The sequence below is a fragment of the Streptomyces sp. NRRL F-5755 genome (assembly GCF_001279365.1).
GTDB lineage: Bacteria > Actinomycetota > Actinomycetes > Streptomycetales > Streptomycetaceae > Streptomyces > Streptomyces rimosus.
Genome location: NZ_LGCW01000309.1, coordinates 68668 through 81277, shown reverse-complemented (window position 1 = coordinate 81277; position 12610 = coordinate 68668). Strand labels below are relative to the sequence as shown.

At 72.8% G+C, this 12610-nt stretch carries 14 protein-coding genes and 1 pseudogene; 6 read left to right on the top strand and 9 right to left on the bottom strand.

Going from position 1 to position 12610, the window contains the following annotated elements; genetic code table 11:
* Positions 1-381 precede the first annotated feature (381 nt).
* Entirely contained in the window at positions 382-1035 is a 654-nt protein-coding gene (locus tag ADK86_RS36535; protein WP_030596825.1) for a DNA-3-methyladenine glycosylase, read from the bottom strand.
* Between the two features lie 177 nt (positions 1036-1212).
* Between ADK86_RS36535 and ADK86_RS36530 the strand changes: the two genes are divergently transcribed.
* From ADK86_RS36530 to ADK86_RS36520, 3 genes are all read left to right on the top strand, one after another.
* Positions 1213-1995 (top strand): sporulation protein, encoded by a 783-nt coding sequence (locus ADK86_RS36530; protein WP_030596823.1) that lies wholly within the window; start codon positions 1213-1215, stop codon positions 1993-1995.
* A gap of 98 nt (positions 1996-2093) precedes the next feature.
* Positions 2094-2633 carry a YbhB/YbcL family Raf kinase inhibitor-like protein gene (locus tag ADK86_RS36525; protein WP_053700486.1) on the top strand — a complete coding sequence of 180 codons (540 nt, stop codon included), beginning with the start codon at positions 2094-2096 and terminating at the stop codon, positions 2631-2633.
* 462 nt (positions 2634-3095) lie between these two features.
* Positions 3096-3599 (top strand): HNH endonuclease, encoded by a 504-nt coding sequence (locus ADK86_RS36520; RefSeq protein WP_003986947.1) that lies wholly within the window; start codon positions 3096-3098, stop codon positions 3597-3599.
* A 12-nt stretch (positions 3600-3611) separates the two neighbouring features.
* On the opposite strand, the gene ADK86_RS36515 is transcribed toward ADK86_RS36520, so the two are convergent.
* From ADK86_RS36515 to ADK86_RS36500, 4 genes and pseudogenes are all read right to left on the bottom strand, one after another.
* Positions 3612-4379, bottom strand: a complete 768-nt coding sequence (locus tag ADK86_RS36515; protein ID WP_030596816.1) for a sulfite exporter TauE/SafE family protein — start codon at positions 4377-4379, stop codon at positions 3612-3614.
* Positions 4380-4478: 99 nt separating this feature from the next.
* On the bottom strand, positions 4479-5429 hold the full coding sequence (locus ADK86_RS36510) for an SPFH domain-containing protein (protein WP_030372182.1): 951 nt from the start codon (positions 5427-5429) through the stop codon (positions 4479-4481).
* A gap of 139 nt (positions 5430-5568) precedes the next feature.
* Positions 5569-5979 carry an NfeD family protein gene (locus tag ADK86_RS36505; protein ID WP_003986944.1) on the bottom strand — a complete coding sequence of 137 codons (411 nt, stop codon included), beginning with the start codon at positions 5977-5979 and terminating at the stop codon, positions 5569-5571.
* Between the two features lie 79 nt (positions 5980-6058).
* Positions 6059-6854, bottom strand: a pseudogene (locus ADK86_RS36500) (ABC transporter ATP-binding protein).
* 108 nt (positions 6855-6962) lie between these two features.
* On the opposite strand from ADK86_RS36500, the gene ADK86_RS36495 reads away from it, so the two are divergent.
* Positions 6963-7784: a hypothetical protein gene (locus tag ADK86_RS36495; protein ID WP_053700485.1), complete on the top strand. Its 822-nt coding sequence runs from the start codon at positions 6963-6965 to the stop codon at positions 7782-7784.
* A gap of 145 nt (positions 7785-7929) precedes the next feature.
* Here the strand turns inward: ADK86_RS36495 and ADK86_RS36490 are convergent, their stop codons facing one another.
* The 4 genes from ADK86_RS36490 to ADK86_RS36475 all read right to left on the bottom strand — a co-directional run bounded on the left by ADK86_RS36490 (position 7930) and on the right by ADK86_RS36475 (position 10531).
* A complete protein-coding gene (locus tag ADK86_RS36490) occupies positions 7930-8175 on the bottom strand; it encodes a chaplin (RefSeq protein WP_053700484.1) in 246 nt (81 codons plus the stop codon).
* 107 nt (positions 8176-8282) lie between these two features.
* Entirely contained in the window at positions 8283-8522 is a 240-nt protein-coding gene (locus tag ADK86_RS36485) for a chaplin (RefSeq protein ID WP_053700483.1), read from the bottom strand.
* A gap of 175 nt (positions 8523-8697) precedes the next feature.
* Entirely contained in the window at positions 8698-9348 is a 651-nt protein-coding gene (locus ADK86_RS36480) for a response regulator (protein ID WP_003986410.1), read from the bottom strand.
* Positions 9349-9367: 19 nt separating this feature from the next.
* Positions 9368-10531, bottom strand: a complete 1164-nt coding sequence (locus ADK86_RS36475) for a GAF domain-containing sensor histidine kinase (protein WP_053700482.1) — start codon at positions 10529-10531, stop codon at positions 9368-9370.
* A gap of 182 nt (positions 10532-10713) precedes the next feature.
* On the opposite strand from ADK86_RS36475, the gene ADK86_RS36470 reads away from it, so the two are divergent.
* Both ADK86_RS36470 and ADK86_RS36465 read left to right on the top strand, forming a co-directional pair.
* On the top strand, positions 10714-11493 hold the full coding sequence (locus ADK86_RS36470) for an SDR family NAD(P)-dependent oxidoreductase (RefSeq protein ID WP_053700481.1): 780 nt from the start codon (positions 10714-10716) through the stop codon (positions 11491-11493).
* The gene (locus tag ADK86_RS36465; RefSeq protein WP_053700480.1) at positions 11490-12605 is read left to right on the top strand and encodes an S-adenosylmethionine:tRNA ribosyltransferase-isomerase; all 1116 of its coding nucleotides are present in this window, start codon (positions 11490-11492) and stop codon (positions 12603-12605) included. The genes ADK86_RS36470 and ADK86_RS36465 overlap by 4 nt, the downstream gene beginning before the upstream one ends.
* Positions 12606-12610 lie beyond the last annotated feature (5 nt).

Below are 12610 nucleotides of genomic sequence, written 5' to 3'. Positions count from 1 at the left end.
TCACCGGGCCCTCCGGGCGCTTCCCTTCGGTCTTGCGTTTCCGACTCTATCAGATCCTCGCGGTCCTGATTTCCGCCGGTGCGTTTCGGCCTTTCGGCTCCTGCGCGGTTCCAACCTTACCAGATCCGTTCGGCGTTTCCGCTTTCCGTTTCCGGCTCCCCGTTGGAGGGATTTACGCCTTTCGGCGTGATCACTACGTTAGTCGAATTCCCGGGCGACTCATAATCGGGCCGTTGGCGTCGAATTTCGGCAAGCGAAACAGGACCCCGCCCCGGGGTGATCGTTCGTAGGTAGTGGGTTCGCGTCGCTCGGCGGCCACGCGCAGACAGCGCTGCCCGTCTCAAGCGGCTCGGGCTACGTTAGGCGGTCGTCGGGGCGGAGTCAAGCAGCCCTGCTCCGGCGCTTGCGCGGCACGTGGGCGCGGTACGGGCTGACGGTGGGATCGCCGTCGATCCAGAAGCGCCACGGGTGCACGGCGCCCTCGCCGCTGATGCCCGTACGCGGCCCGTTCAGCACCTCGCCGGCGTCCGCCGGGTGCCCGTACAGCACGGTGAGCGGCTGGTCCGGGTCGGTGGAACAGATGTCCGTACCGTCCAGGGAGCGGTCGATGTCGAGGGCGGTGGCGAGCCGGGCCGGGCCCTTGGCCAGCTCGCGCGTGTTGCGCGCCTTGGGGCGGCGCGCGGCGGCCTGCTCCGTACCGGTGAGCACCTCCCCCGCCCGCAGCAGCACACCGCTGGCGGTGTCCTCCTTGTTGCAGACCAGGTTGAGGCTGAACCACATGCCGTAGATGAAGTACACGTACGCGTGACCGGGCGGGCCGAACATCGAGGCGTTGCGCGCGGTGCGGCCCCGGTAGGCGTGCGAACCCGGGTCGGACGACCCGTTGTAAGCCTCCACCTCCGTGATGCGCAGCTCGATCGGCCCCTGCGGGGTACGGCGTACGAGGGTGCGGCCGAGCAGCTCAGGCGCGACGTCCAGGACGGGACGGTCGAAGAAGTCCCGCGTGAGCGGTCGGCGGTCCGGTGCGACGATCATGCGGATCAAGGGTAACGGAGAGCGACGCGAACCATCGGGCGCGCGACTGGCCACCGGGGTGTTCCGGTCGGCAAGGTGTGGCACACGGAACCGGAGCGCGCCGACCGGCGTGGGACCGGTCGGGCCGGTTCACGGCCCATGGCACGAGCTACAGGCGTCTGCCTGGGAGGGATGAGCATGGGGTTCAAGAAGCTGCTGGCCAGTCTGGGGGCCGGCGGGGCATCGGTGGAGACGGTGCTCTTCGAGGAGAACGTCGTGCCGGGCGGGGTCGTGCAGGGCGAGGTGCGGATCGAGGGCGGTTCGGTCGCCCAGCAGATCGAGGGCCTGTCGGTGGGCCTCCAGGCGCGCGTCGAGGTGGAGGGCGGCGATCAGGAGTACAAGCGGGACGTGGAGTTCACCAAGCTGCGACTCGGCGGGGCCTTCGAGGTGCAGGCCGGTGCGGTGCACACGGTGCCGTTCGGGCTGGAGATCCCGTGGGAGACGCCGGTGACGACGTTCCTGGGGCAGCAGCTGCACGGTATGCACGTCGGGGTGACGACGGAGCTGGCGATCGCGCGTGCGGTGGACTCCGGTGACCTCGATCCGGTCCATGTCCACCCGCTGCCGGCGCAGCAGGCCATCCTGGACGCCTTCGGCCGGCTCGGGTTCCGGTTCAAGAGCGCGGACCTGGAGCAGGGGCACATCCGGGACACCCGGCAGCGGCTGCCGTTCTACCAGGAGATCGAGTTCTACGCGCCGCAGCAGTACCGGGGCCTGAACCAGGTCGAGCTGTCCTTCGTCGCGGACGACCGCGAGATGGACGTGGTGCTGGAGATGGACAAGAAGCCGGGGCTCTTCAGCGAGGGCAGCGACACCTACCGTTCGTTCGTGGTGCCGCTGGACGGCTATCAGGCCACCGACTGGGCGGCGTACCTCAACCAGTGGCTGGCCGAGGTCGGCGGCAAGCGGAACTGGTTCTGAAGGGCTGCGCCGTCCCCGGCCGGGCGCCCGGCCGGAGCTTCGGCACAGGCTCTAACCTGGCCCGACAGCTGTCCATTCGCGACTCAGGAGGTGCCCAGGTGTCCGAGCTCAAGCGCCGGCCGCTCCCGCACGATTTCCATCCGCCGGTGGCCGGGTTCACCGTGGTGAGCGACGAGCTGACCGACGGCGGCCCGCTTCCGTCGGCGCAGGTGCAGGCGGAGGGCAACACCTCGCCGCACCTGCGGTGGGAGGGCGCGCCCGAGGGGACCCGCAGTTACGCCGTCACCTGCTTCGACCCGGACGCGCCGACCGGCAGCGGCTTCTGGCACTGGTCGGTCTTCGACATCCCCGCCTCCGTCACCGAGCTGCCCGCGGGCGCCGGTACGGGTGACATGAAGGGGCTGCCGGAGGGGGCCGTCCACGTACGCAACGACGCGGGGTCGCGGGACTTCACGGGCGCGGCGCCGCCGCCCGGTGACGGCCCGCACCGCTATGTCTTCACCGTGTACGCGGTGGACCAGGAGAAGCTCGGTCCGGACGCGGACGCGACGCCGGCCGTGGTCGGCTTCAACCTCCGCTTCCACGCGATCGGGCGGGCGCAGCTGATCGGCGAGTACGAGGTGCCGGCCGGAAGCTGAGCAGGGGCCGGTGTCCGTGCGGCGGCCGTGTGCGGCCGCGCGGGCACCGGCCTAATTCCGTTGCGCCCCGGCGCCCGTGCTCGCACAGTGGTGCATGGACCGGCGAACGGCTCGCGGTACGGCCGTCGGGCAGCCGGCACCGCAGTGGCGGGGGCGGCGGGGCGCAGGTGTGTCGCCGGCCGCCTGTCGGAGTCCGTTTCGTGTCGGACGTCCGCGCCGGCTGCCATACGCTCCGGGGTCCCGGTGTACGCACGGGGGCGGGGCCCCGGGGCGTGCCGCCGGGCGCTCCCTCGCGCCGTCGAGCGCTTCTTCGCACCCTCTCGTACGCACCCGTACCTTCACCTCCCCGTCACCTCCCATCTCCCTTGTGGCGTGCGGAAATTGCGTTGTCCAGGGGATCACTGGAGCTGCACAGTGGATCCACTTCGCCGAGCGGCGAACGGGGACCGGGAGGTGGACGGGATGCGCGAGACACTTGTACTGAATGCCAGCTTCGAGCCGCTGGCAACGGTGTCGCTGCGGCGTGCGGTGGTGCTGGTGATGCAGGACAAGGCCGTGGTCGAGCAGGCGCATCCGGGGCTGCGGATCCGGGCCGCCGCGGTGGAGGTGCCGGTGCCACGGGTGATCCGGCTCAGCAGGTACGTACGGGTGCCGTTCCGAAGACAGGCGGCGTGGTCGCGGCGGGGCGTCCTCGTACGGGACCAGCACCGGTGCGCGTACTGCGGCCGGCGGGCGACGACCGTGGACCACATCGTGCCGCGCTCGCGCGGCGGCGGCGACAGCTGGCTGAACACGGTCGCGTCCTGTGCGGAGGACAATCACCGCAAGGCGGACCGGACGCCGGAGCAGGCGGGGATGCGGCTGTTGACCCGGCCGTTCGAGCCGACGCCGGCGGACGCGCTGGTGGCGGCGCTGGCCGGGACCGTACGGGAAGAGCTGCCGGACTGGCTGGGGCTGCCCGCGTAACGCTCGTACGGGTCAGTCGAGCAGCAGCTGGGTGATCGCCGCGATGCCGACGGCGACGATCACCCCGCGCAGTACGGCCGGCCGCAGCCGACGGCCGATCCTGGCGCCGATCAGGCCGCCGAGGGCCGAGCCGGTGGCGATGAGGACGACGGCGAGCCAGTCGATGGGCGCGGCGAAGAGGAAGAAGAGCGCGGCGACGCCGTTGACGAGCAGGGACAGGACGTTCTTGACGGCGTTGAGGCGTTGCAGTTCCTCGCTGAGCAGCAGGCCCATCAGGGAGAGGTAGATGACTCCCTGGGCGGCGCCGAAGTAGCCGCCGTACATGCTCGCGAAGCAGATCCCGGTCAGCAGCAGGGCACCACCGTCCGTACGGGCGGTGGTGCCGTTGCGTGCGCGGCGGGCGCGCAGCGCGGCGGCGAGCCGGGGCTGTACGACGACGAGGACGAGGGCGACGGCGATCAGGACGGGCACGATCGCGTCGAAGGCGTCGGACGGCAGCAGGAGGAGCAGGGCCGCGCCGATCAGTCCGCCGGCCAGGGCCGCGGCGCCGAAGCGGCGTATGCGGCGGCCCTGTCCGGCCAGTTCGCGGCGGTAGCCGATGGCGCCGCTGAGCGAACCGGGCACCAGGCCGAGGGTGTTGGAGACGTTGGCGGTGACCGGTGGCAGGCCGGTGGCCAGCAGGACCGGGAAGGTGATCAGGGTTCCGGAGCCGACCACGACGTTGATCGCCCCGGCGGCGCCGCCCGCGGCGAAGACGGCGAGCGCTTCCCACATGGTCATGCGATCTCCCTCGTACATGATCGGTACGGTCCGATCATGCATCAGGGCCCGCCCGCGGAACAGCGGTTCCGCCGGGAACGGGCCCTGAGGGGAGCCGGGTCAGTCGATGGGCGGCTGCTCGCGGTGCGGGGCGGACTTGGTCATGCCGGGGCCGGCGGCCGGGGCGCCGCCGCCCGCGGGGTTGAAGCTGTTGATGGCGCCGCCGAGGCCCTTGAGTGCGTCGCCGATCTCGCTGGGCACGATCCAGAGCTTGTTGGCATCGCCCTCGGCGATCTTCGGCAGCATCTGGAGGTACTGGTACGACAGCAGCTTCTGGTCCGGGTCGCCGGCGTGGATCGACTCGAAGACCACCCGGATCGCCTGGGCCTCGCCCTCGGCGCGCAGCGCGGCGGCCTTGGCCTCACCCTCGGCGCGCAGGATCGAGGACTGCTTCTCACCCTCGGCGGTGAGGATCTGGGACTGCCGGACACCTTCGGCCTGGAGGATCGCCGCGCGCTTGTCACGGTCGGCGCGCATCTGCTTCTCCATCGAGTCCTGGATGGAGGTGGGCGGCTCGATCGCCTTCAGCTCGACGCGGTTGACGCGGATGCCCCACTTGCCGGTGGCCTCGTCCAGGACGCCGCGCAGCGCCGCGTTGATCTCCTCGCGGGAGGTCAGGGTGCGCTCCAGGTCCATGCCGCCGATGATGTTGCGCAGGGTGGTGACGGTCAGCTGCTCGATGGCCTGGATGTAGCTGGCGACCTCGTAGGTCGCGGCGCGCGCATCGGTGACCTGGTAGTAGATGACGGTGTCGATGTTCACGACCAGGTTGTCCTGGGTGATCACCGGCTGCGGGGGGAACGGCACGACCTGTTCGCGCAGGTCGATGCGGTTGCGGATGGAGTCGATGAACGGCACGACGATGTTCAGGCCCGCGTTGAGGGTGCGGGTGTAGCGGCCGAAGCGCTCCACGATGGCGGCGCTGGCCTGTGGGATGACCTGGATCGTCTTGATGAGTGCGATGAACACGAGCACCACCAGGATGATCAGGACGATGATGATCGGTTCCACTGCGGCTCCCGGTACCCCTCGGTGACTGGCTGCGGCGGCCTCGGCCGGCCTTCCGCTTGATCGAGTCTTTCAGAGCGAACGGCCGTCACGCAGGCGGTTCGGCTCATCGGTGCGCTCGTACGACGACTGGCTCGGCCTCTTACATGACGACCGCGGTGGCGCCTTCGATCTCCACCACGTCCACCTTCTGGCCCGGCTCGTAGACCTGGTCGGCGTCCAGTGCGCGGGCCGACCAGACCTCGCCGCCCAGCTTGACCCGGCCGCCGGCGGCGTCGACCCGTTCCAGGACGGTCGCGGAGCGGCCCTTGAGGGCGTCGATGCCCGAGGCCAGCTGCGGGCGTTGGCTGCGGTGCCGGTTGGCGATGGGGCGGACCACCGCGATGAGCGCGACCGAGACGGCGGCGAAGACGATGAACTGCATGACCGTGCCGCCGCCGAGCCCCGCGGTCACGGCGCCGGCGACGGCGCCGACCGCGAGCATCCCGAATTCGGGCATCGCGGTCACGACGAGCGGAATGCCCAGTCCCACGGCGGCGACGAGCCACCACACCCATGGATCCACGCCTTCATGGTAGATCCGCCGGACGGCCCGGGACAGGGGCCGTCCGGTCAAGGAGTGACCCGAAAGGTCAGGAAAGCGGCAGGCCCTGGGCGGTCCAGCGGTCGCCGTTGCGCTCGACGACCAGCGAGCGGCAGGCCGAAGCAGTGCGAGAGGTTGCTGGAGGTCAGCTCCAGGTCGAGCGGCCCGGCGGTCAGGACCTTGCCCTGGCGGATCATCAGGACGTGGGTGAAGCCCGGCGGGATCTCCTCGACGTGGTGGGTGACCATGATCATGGAGGGGGCGTACGGGTCGCGGGCGAGCCGGCCGAGGCGGCGTACGAGGTCCTCGCGGCCGCCGAGGTCGAGGCCGGCCGCGGGCTCGTCCAGCAGGAGCAGCTCGGGGTCGGTCATCATCGCGCGGGCGATGAGGGTGCGCTTGCGCTCGCCCTCGGAGAGCGTGCCGAACTTCCGGTCGAGGTACTCGTTCATGCCGAGGCGGTCGAGGAAGGCGCGGGCGCGCCGCTCGTCGATGTCCTCGTACTTCTCGCGCCAGCCGGCGGTCATGCCGTATGCGGCGGTGAGCACGGTCTGCAGGACGGTCTGGCTGCGCGGCAGCTTGTCGGCGAGCGCGATGCCGGCCACGCCGATGCGCGGGCGCAGGTCGAAGACGTCGACCTTGCCGAGCGTCTCGCCGAGGATCGTGGTGGTCCCGGTGCTCGGGTAGAGGTAGCTGGAGGCGACGTTGAGCAGGGTGGTCTTGCCGGCGCCGTTGGGGCCGAGGATGACCCAGCGCTCGCCTTCCTTGACCGACCAGGAGACCTGGTCCACCAGAGCCCGTCCGTCGCGGACCACGGATACGTCCACCAGCTCCAGCACATCGCTCATGAGCGCGTTGTCTCCCATTGCATCTCGGTCGTCTCGTGCGCCTGTGGGCGCCTCCCCCCTGCAAACCTACGCCACTCGCTGTCAGTGCCTGTCCTTAGGCTGGGGAGCATGCTCGATGAACCTCGTTCGGGACGCCTGGCCGCGTGGGGAAATGCCCTTTTGGCCGGTCTTGTCTCACCTGATGAAGCCGTGCAGCACATCGCGGACGACGACGCGGTGCACCGCGTGCGCGGCCTGCCCGGGGAGCCGGGCCCGGTCGGGCTGACGCTCGCGCTGGGGCGGCTGCGGGCGCTGGGCGCGACCGGCCTGCGGGTGGCGCTGCCGGTGCCGGGGCACCCGCTGGGGCTGAGCGGCCCGCCGGAGTTCAACGCGCGGGCGATGGAGGCCGAGGAAGCGGTGCTGGCGACCGGGGCCGCGCTGGGCCTCGTCCCGGAGGTGTTCGAGTCCGGGCCGGAGGGCGCCGGGGTGCCGCGCGCCGACGTGCACATCGAGGTGGTCTGGCACTGCCTCCCCATACGGGACGCGCCGCCCGCCGACGTCCCCTCGCTCGGCGAGGCGGAGCGGGAGCTGGCGGAGGCGCTGCGGGAGGCGACGGAGGTGCTCTCCCGGCTGGACGTGGCCGGTTCGGGACCGGTCTCCCAGGCGGCCCTGGAGGCGTACCGCGCGCGGGCCGAGGCGGGCCGGCAGGTGCTGGCGCCCGGCTATCCGCCGCGGGCGGTGCGGGTGCTGGAGCTGGCGCAGCGGGTCGGCGCGCTCATCGACATCGCGCAGGGCGCGGGCCGTGACGGACAGGAGCACGGCGCCGCGGTGAGCGCCTCCGAGATGGCGGCGCGGGCCGCCGCGCTGCGCCCCGTGGAGCGCACGGCCCGGCGCGCGCAGGTCGCGGCGTACAACGCGTCCGTGGAGGAGGCCGAGCGGCGCCGGGGGTGACGGCCCGGCTTCCCCGTACGGCGAAAGCCCCGGCGTACGGAAGGGCGGCCGCATCCGCCGTACGCGGAAGGCCCCGCCGGACCGGGGGCGGTCGGGCGGGGCCTTCGCGCGGACGCGGCGTGGCCGCGGTCCGGAGCGCCGTGGCTCAGTGGTTGGCGGCGGCGTTGTGGTGGGTCGGGTTCAGCACGCCCACGACGTTGATGCTGTTGCCGGTGACGTTCACGGGCACGTCCACGGGGATCTGGACGAGGTTGCCCGACAGGACGCCGGGGGACTTGGTGGCCGCGCCGTTGGCGTGCGCGTGACCGGTCGCTGCGGCCGAGCCGGCGGCGGCGCCGGCGGCCAGTCCGGCGGTGGCGAGGATGAGAGCGGCCTTCTTGGCGGTGTTCATGTAGGTGTTCCTCACGTGTCGGTGCGGGGCCGGGATGGTGGTGGGGTGCTCGCTGCGGCCGGGCCGCCGGGCGGTGGGTGCCGGGCGGCCGGGCGCGCCGGCGGCCGTCAGGAGTTGTGGCTGCGGTTCGCGAACGCCGGGTTCAGGGCGCCGATGACGGTGACGGTGTTGCCGGTGACGTTCACCGGGACGTGCACCGGGACCTGGAGCAGATTGCCGGAGGCGACACCGGGGGAGTTGACGGCGTGGCCCTGGGCGATGCCTTGCGCGCAGGCGACGCCGGCACCGGCGAAGGCGAGCCCACCCGTGGCGATCGTGACGGCCACGGCCTTCTTGATGTTCTTCACTTCTTCTGACCTCTCCTGACGACGGCCGCGGTCGGGTCCCGCGGCACGCCATGGAGAACGGCCTCGCACAGATCGGGTTGCGCCACATGGGTGACGTCCACCCGACGGTATGAATCTCGGATGGGATGCGGGCAGAGCGGCCCGCGCCCTGATAGTCGGACCGGAATCCGGCCCGTCAGGCGCCGATGCCGTGCCGGACCGCCCAGAGGGCCGCCTGGGTCCGGTCCGCGAGATCCAGCTTCATCAGGATGTTCGACACATGGGTCTTGACGGTCTTCTCGGACAGCACCAGCGTCCGGGCGATCTCGCGGTTGGAGCGGCCGTCCGCGATCAGGGCCAGCACCTCGCGCTCCCGGTCGGTCAGCGAAGTGCCGCGCCCCTGGCCGTTGTTGCCCTCCTCCTGGGCGAGCAGCGCGCCGGCCACCTCGGGCTGGAGCAGGACGTGCCCGGCGTGTACGGAGCGGATGGCGCCGGCCAGCGCCTCCGGGTCCACGTCCTTGTAGACGTAGCCGGCCGCGCCCGCGCGGAGCGCGGGGACGACGGTGCGCTGCTCGGTGAAGCTGGTGACGACCAGCACGCGCGCCGGGTTGTCCAGTTCGCGCAGCTTGCGCAGCGCCTCGATGCCGTCCGTGCCCGGCATCTTGACGTCCATCAGGACGACGTCCGGGCGCAGTTGCTCGGCGGCGGCGATGCCCTCGTCGCCGTCGGACGCCTCCCCCACCACCTCGATGTCGTCCTGGACCTCCAGGAACGTGCGCAGGCCGCGCCGTACGACCTGGTGGTCGTCGACCAGCAGCACCCGGATCGTCCGCCCGTCGTCCGCCATCGCGCCGCCCCTGTCCTTGTCACCCACCGGGTACCTCCATCTCCACAGCGGTGCCCTTGCCGGGCTCCGATTCCACGGTGAGCCGGCCGCCGACGCCGCTCGCCCGGTCGCGCATCGACACCAGGCCCAGGTGCCGTCCGGCGCGGCGCACCGCGCGGGTGTCGAAGCCGCGGCCGTCGTCGGCGACGCGCAGCAGGGCGCCCTGGCCGCGCCGTACGAGGGTCACCTCGACCCGGCCGGCGCGGGCGTGCCGCAGGGCGTTGTGCAGGGCTTCCTGGGCGACGCGCAGCAGCGCCTCTTCCTGGGAGGCCGGCAGGGCCCGTACGCCGCGGGCCTCGAAGGTGACGCGGGCGTGGTGGGCGCGGTCCAGGACCTGGGTCTGGGAGCGCAGGGTGGCGACGAGGCCGTCCTCGTCCAGGGCGGCGGGCCGCAACTCGACGACGGCGGCGCGCAGTTCGTCGGCGGCCTCCGCGGCGAGGGCGGCGACCTGCTGCAACTCGCCCTTGGCGCGCGCCGGGTCGCGGTCGACGAGGGCGGTGGCGGCCTGCGCGGTCAGCCGCAGCGAGAAGAGTTTCTGGGCGACGGCGTCGTGCAGTTCGTGGGCGAGGCGGGCGCGCTCCCCCGCGATGGTCAGCTCGCGGCTGCGTTCGTACAGCCGGGCGTTGGTCAGGGCGATGGCGGCGTGCTGGGCGAGTATGCCGAGCAGCCGCTCGTCCTCGGCGGTGAAGCCGCAGCCGCCCGCGGGCTTGGGGCAGCGCTTGTTGGCGAGGAAGAGCGCGCCGAGGATCTCGTCGCCGTCGGCGACCGGCATGCCGATGAAGTCGGACATGTCGGGGTGGGCCGCGGGCCAGCCGCCGAAGCGCGGGTCAGCGCGGACGTCGGCGAGCCGCTCCGGGGTGGCGTTGTGCAGCATGGCCGCGAGGACGCCGTGCTGGCGGGGCAGCGGGCCGATGGCCTTCCACTGCTCCTCGCTGACGCCGTCGACGACGAACTGTGCGAAGCCGCCGTGATCGTCGGGGACGCCGAGCGCGGCGTATTCGGCGTCGAGGAGTTCGCGGGCGGAGGCGACGATCGTCTTGAGGACGTCGCGCACCTCCAGGTGCCGGCTCATGGCGAGGATCGCGCTGCTCACGGCGGGAATTCCGGCGCCCGGCCCGTCTGCGTCCCGCGGTCCGTTGGTCATGGCATCACCGTACCGGCGGGCACTGACAGCCGTATCGGACCACCGTCGCCCTCCGCTTAGGCCGTCGGGACTAGGCCGAAGTGCCCTGGCCCGGCCCGCCCGCTGCCCGAGGCGGCCCGGTCCGTCCCGTTCTTAGCGTGACGGTACGAACGCACGTCGAGGCGGAGAGGCGGGACGGGGCCATGCCGGTGGCGATCATTACGGGGGCATCGAAGGGGCTGGGGCGCGCGCTGGGCGCGGCGCTGGCCGCGCGTGGCTGGGATCTGGTGGTGGACGCCAGGTCGGCCGGACCGCTGGAGGAGGCGGCGCGGGAACTGCGCAAGGGGGGCACACGGGTGGTGGCGCTGCCCGGGGATGTGGCGGACGCCGCGCACCGGGCGGCGCTGGTGGCGGCGGCGCGGGAGCTGGGCGGGCTGGACCTGCTGGTGAACAACGCGAGCGTGCTGGGCGCCGAGCCGCTGGTGCGGCTGGAGGAGCATGCGCTCGACGGGCTGCGGGCGGCGCTGGAGGTCAACGCGGTGGCGCCGCTGGGGCTCGTACAGGAGGCGCTGCCGCTGCTGCGGGCGTCGTCGCTCTATGGGACGTCCACGCCTTCTCCCTATATAGGGGACAACGGCTATCAGATAGGGATAGAGGACCACAAGAGTACGGGCGGGGCCGTGCTGAACATCAGCTCCGACGCGGCGGCCGAGGCGTACGAGACCTGGGGCGGTTACGGGGCGGCGAAGGCGGCGCTCGACCAGCTCTCGGCGGTGCTGGCGGTCGAGGAGCCGGGTCTGCGGGTGTGGTGGGTGGACCCGGGCGACATGCGGACGGACCTGTACGCGGCGGCCGTGCCCACCGATGACGGCGCCGGCCGCCCGCTGCCCGGGACGGTCGTCCCGGCGCTGCTGCGGCTGCTGGACGCGGGCGCGGCCAGCGGGCGGTACGCGGCGCCCGGCCTGCTGGACGGTGCCCGGTGACCGCCGAGGTGCTGCGGGTGCCGCCGGAGCTGTCGGCGCGGGAGCCGGCCGAGCAGCGGGCGCCCGGCCGGGGCAGGGACGCGGTGCGCCTGCTGGTCAGCCGGGGTACGGCGGAGCCGTCGCACCACGCGTTCAAGGAGCTGCCGCGGCTGCTGTCGGCCGGGGACGTCCTGGTGGTGAACACCTCGCGGACCCTGCCGGCGGCGCTGGACGGCCGGCTCGGGGACGGGCGGGGCCGCGGCGAGCCGGTGGTGGTGCACTTCTCGACGCGCGCCGACCGGCAGCATCCGCGGCCGGAGGCGGCGGCCGGGGACTGGGCGGTGGAGCTGCGGACGCCGGACGGCTGCGGCAGCACCCGGCAGCGGGCGGGCGGCCCGGCCGGGACGGTGGTGCGGCTGCCGGGCGGGGCGCGGCTGGAGCTGCGCGCGCCGGTGGAGCGCGGGGGCGTACGGCTGTGGTGGGCGCGGGTGTCCGGGGCGCCGGTCGCGGAGCTGCTGCGCCGGTACGGGCGGCCGATCCGCTACGGCTATACGGACCGGGACCAGCCGCTGGACGCCTACCAGACGGTGTTCGCGGTGGGCTCGCCGGACGGCGGCGGCAGCGCGGAGATGCCGAGTGCGGCGCGGCCGTTCACCGCGTCCCTGGTGGCGCGGCTGGTCAGCAGGGGCGTGCAGATCGCGCCGGTGACGCTGCACACGGGGGTGGCGTCGGCGGAGGCGTACGAGCCGCCGTACCCGGAGCGCTTCGCGGTGCCGCCGTCGACGGCTTGGCAGATCAACGCGGCGAGGGCGGGCGGCGGCCGTGTTGTGGCGGTGGGGACGACGGCCGTACGGGCGCTGGAGACCGCCGCCGACGCGAACGGGCGGATTCGCGCGGCGTCCGGGTGGACGGAGCTGGTCGTCACCCCGGAGCGCGGGGTGCGGGCGGTGGACGGGCTGCTGACCGGGCTGCACGAGCCGCAGGCGTCGCACCTGCTCATGCTGGAGGCCGTCGGGCAGGTGGCGGCGGGCGCGGATTTCGGGGACGCGCTGTGCCGGGCGTACGCGGAGGCCGTCCGCCGCCGCTACCTGTGGCACGAGTTCGGGGATCTCCACCTCATCCTGCCGTCCTGAACCCC